Raw genomic sequence first — 3,699 nt, forward strand, 5'->3', positions numbered from 1 at the left:
GTGTCGGCATCCGGGCCGTTGGTGATCCAGTATTTCGTCCCGTTCAGGGTGTAATAACCGTTCTTCTTTTCGGCCCGCAGCTTCATCCCCACCACGTCAGACCCGGCGCCCGCCTCGGACATCGCCAGCGCGCCGACATGTTCGCCCGAGATCAGGCCCGGCAGATATTTGCGGCGCTGGTCGTCGGTGCCGTTCAGCTTGATCTGGTTGACGCAGAGATTGGAGTGCGCGCCGTAAGACAGGCTGACGCTGGCGCTGGCGCGGGCGATTTCCTCGACCGCGATCACATGCGCCAGATAGGACATGCCCGAGCCGCCGAATTCTTCGGGCACAGTGATGCCCAGCAGGCCCAGATCGCCCATCTCGCGCCACAGATGGGCCGGGAAAGTGTTGCTTGAATCGACCTCGGCCGCCAAGGGCTTGACCCGGTCCTGCGCCCAGCGATGCACCATTTCACGCAGTGCATTCACGTCCTCACCCAGATCGAACTTCATCACCGCGTTGAACATGGGGCCTCCTCCCGCTTGGGTTATTGAACAACTGTTCAGTTAATACCGCGACAATGTGAGTCGGGTCAACAGGCTTGCGCCCGCCTGCGCGGCGGGTCAGAACTCGGCCAACCAAATGCGAGTCCCAAATGCGCCGCAGAAAATCAGATAAACCGCTTGGTCTTGCCGAACTGATCGCCATCGCGCTGGGTGGCATGGTCGGCGGCGGCATTTTCACCATTCTGGGGGTGTCAGTCGCCACGATCGGGCTTTGGACCCCGCTGGCCATCGCCCTTGGCGGCGGTCTGGCGGCACTGGCAGCTTATTCCTATGTGAAACTGGCGCTGTGGTTCCGCGACGAAGGCGCCACCTATTCGTTTTTCAAACGCAGCTTTCCCCATCACGATTTCGCCGCCGCGCTGATCGGCTGGTGGGTGGTGTTCGGCTATATCTCGACCATCGCGCTTTATGCGTTCACCTTCGGCTCGTATGCGATCAGCGGCTTTGCCTTTGCCGATAACGACTGGGCGCGGCGCGGCGTGGCCTTTGCGATCATCGGCCTGTTTGCCGCCATCAACGCCTGGAGCACCAAGGGCATGGGCCGGGTCGAGGATGCGTTGGTCTATACCAAGATCGTGATCCTGCTGATCGTCGCCGGAGTGTTACTGGGCAATGTTCCTGCGGATTATCCGGACCTGCTTGAAGAGGCCGGATCAGCGCCGCTGTTCGGCTTGCTGATGGTCGCCTCAGTGACCTTCGTCGCCTATGAGGGGTTCCAACTGGTCATCCACGCCATGCACGAGATGTCCGACCCGGAACGCAACATTCCGCGCGCGATCTATTCAGCGGTGGTGCTGGCAACGCTGGTCTATGTGGTGATCGCCGTGGGCGCGGTTCTGACCATCCCGTTTGAGAACATCATCAACAATCAGGAATACGCTCTGGCCGCCGGGGCCGCCGATGTGATCGGCCCGATTGGGGCCAAGCTGGTCGTCGCCGGCGCATTGCTGGCCACCATGAGCGCGATTTCCGGCACGCTGTTCGGCGCCTCGCGGCTGATGGGGGTGATTGCCCGCGACGGCAACCTGCCCGCCATTCTGGCGCATCAACCCGGCACGATCCCCCGGCGCGGGATTGCCGCAATGGCCGGGTTGGCCGGTCTGATGGTGGCAATCGGCGATCTGCGGATGATCCTTGAATTCGGCTCGATCACCTTTCTGCTGGTGTCGATCCTGATGGCGCTGGCCAATCACAAACTGCGGGTGCAGACCAAGGCCAACCCCGCGCTGACGGTGCTGGCACTGGGCGGGCTGTCAACCGCGACGGTGCTGATCCTCGTGTTCGAGGCCCAGACCCAGCCCCAGCAACTGGCCTTTGTTGTGGCGATCTATGCATTGCTGACGCTGGGCGCGTGGGTCTTTGCCCGGCGCTAGGCCGCCTGCCAGACCGCGCTGACCTCGGCCCGGATAATCCGCGCGATCAGGGCGCAATCCTTGGGCGTAAAGGTCAGCGGCAAGCGCATGTCGATCAGCCCGGCCAGCACCGCATCGGTCTGCGGCAGGCTGGGCGGCGCGGCATAGCGCCAGTGATCATAGCGCGAGGTAAAGGCCACCGGCTGATCGGCACCGAACCATTTCAATTCAACCCCACGCGCCGCACACCGGCGGATCAGATCCTGAACCTTGTCCGCCGACCACCCCGACAGCAGCGCCTGAAACGACGAGCCGACAAAACCCTCAGTCGCGGGCCGGTCGATCAGTTGCAAACCCGGCGTATGGGCCAGACCTTCAGCCACTGCGGCATAAAGCTTGTTCCAGCGGGCAATCTGTCGCGGCAGGTCCGCCAGTTGCGGCCGCAGGATCGCCGCGCGCAGATTGTCCATCCGCCCCGAGACATTCGGAACCTCCAACCGCAGATCGGCAAACACCTCGGCCGGAGGCGCGGCCAGATGCCGGTCATACAGCATATACGAGCCCGACAGCAGGATCGCCCGCGCCATAACCCCCGCGTCGTCCGAGACCAGCAGCCCGCCCTCGCCCGAATTCATATGCTTGTAGGTCTGGGTGGAATAACAGCCGACGACACCATGCCGCCCCGAGGGCACCCCGTCCCATGTGGCCCCCATGGTATGGGCGCAATCCTCGACCACCTGCACACCCGCGGCATTGCACAGCGCCATCAGCGCCGCCATGTCGCAGATATGGCCGCGCATATGGCTCAGCAGCAGCACCCGCGCGCCGCTGGCATCAATCTGTTGCGCCAGATGGGTCAGGTCGATCACCAGATCGGATGTGACCTCGACAAAGACCGGGATCGCACCAAGGCTGGCAATCGCGCCGGGCACCGGTGCAAGGGTGAACGCATTGGTCAACACCTTGTCCCCGGCCTGAACCCCGACCGCCCGCAAGGCACAGCCAATCGCATAGCCGCCCGAGGCCACCGCCAGACAATAGCGCGCCCGGGTGAAGGCGGCGAAATCCTGTTCCAGCAGCGCCGCCTCGGACAGCTCGCCCGGCACGGTGTTATAACGATGCAGCCGCCCCGATTGCAGAACCGCCAGCGCTGCCGCGATTCCCGCTTCGGGGATCGGTTCTTGCTGGGTGAAACTGCCGGTGAAAACTTCGGTCATGACGCCACTTTTCAGAATGTGCGCCTGCGGCGCAAGAGAATGTGTGATTGGGGCTCTGCCCCAAACCCCGGGATATTTTCGCAAAGAAGAAGCAAAGTCGCTTTTTCTTGGCACAAATACTCAAACCTGAGCGGCCCGCAGGGGCCGCGAGGACCAGACTTGCGCGAGTTAGCGCGCGCCGCTGGATCAGGGCAACAAGCGCGTGACCAGATCGGGCAGGTCGTCAAAGTGATCCAGCAGCGCCGAGGGCGCCAGATCGGCAACGGCGTGACCCAAGGCACCGAATGTCACCAAAACGCAGGGCACCCCGGCGTTGCGGGCGGTGTCGCGGTCGGTGATAGTGTCGCCGATCAGCAGCGAGCGCTGGATCAGCCCGCCCGCGCCGGTGACCGCCGCGCGGTAAGGCGCCGGATCGGGCTTGCGCGTCGGCAGGCTGTCCGAGCCAATGAGCGAGGCAAAGGCCTCGCGCACCCCCAGCCGGGTCAACAGCTTGTCCGCCAGCCCCGCCGGCTTGTTGGTGCAGATCCCGACCGCGATCTTTTCGGCGCGCAGCCGGTCAACCGCCTGAATGGCCCCCGGATA

The 3,699-nt window shown here is 63.6% G+C and carries 4 protein-coding genes; 1 reads left to right on the forward strand and 3 read right to left on the reverse strand.

Features of this window, described 5'->3' with window-relative positions; genetic code table 11:
* Positions 1-509 (reverse strand): acyl-CoA dehydrogenase family protein (locus tag ABYW26_RS11940; RefSeq protein ID WP_372605121.1); only part of this gene is annotated, 509 nt, incomplete at its 3' end.
* Positions 510-637: 128 nt separating this feature from the next.
* On the opposite strand from ABYW26_RS11940, the gene ABYW26_RS11945 reads away from it, so the two are divergent.
* Positions 638-1,921 (forward strand): APC family permease, encoded by a 1,284-nt coding sequence (locus ABYW26_RS11945; RefSeq protein WP_372605122.1) that lies wholly within the window; start codon positions 638-640, stop codon positions 1,919-1,921.
* Here the strand turns inward: ABYW26_RS11945 and ABYW26_RS11950 are convergent.
* A complete protein-coding gene (locus tag ABYW26_RS11950) occupies positions 1,918-3,117 on the reverse strand; it encodes a DegT/DnrJ/EryC1/StrS family aminotransferase (RefSeq protein WP_372605123.1) in 1,200 nt (399 codons plus the stop codon). The two genes, ABYW26_RS11945 and ABYW26_RS11950, sit on opposite strands and share 4 nt — an antisense overlap.
* A gap of 186 nt (positions 3,118-3,303) precedes the next feature.
* A partial coding sequence (locus ABYW26_RS11955; RefSeq protein WP_372605124.1) for an HAD-IA family hydrolase occupies positions 3,304-3,699 on the reverse strand: 396 nt, incomplete at its 5' end.

This window comes from Actibacterium sp., assembly GCF_041584535.1.
GTDB lineage: Bacteria > Pseudomonadota > Alphaproteobacteria > Rhodobacterales > Rhodobacteraceae > Actibacterium_D.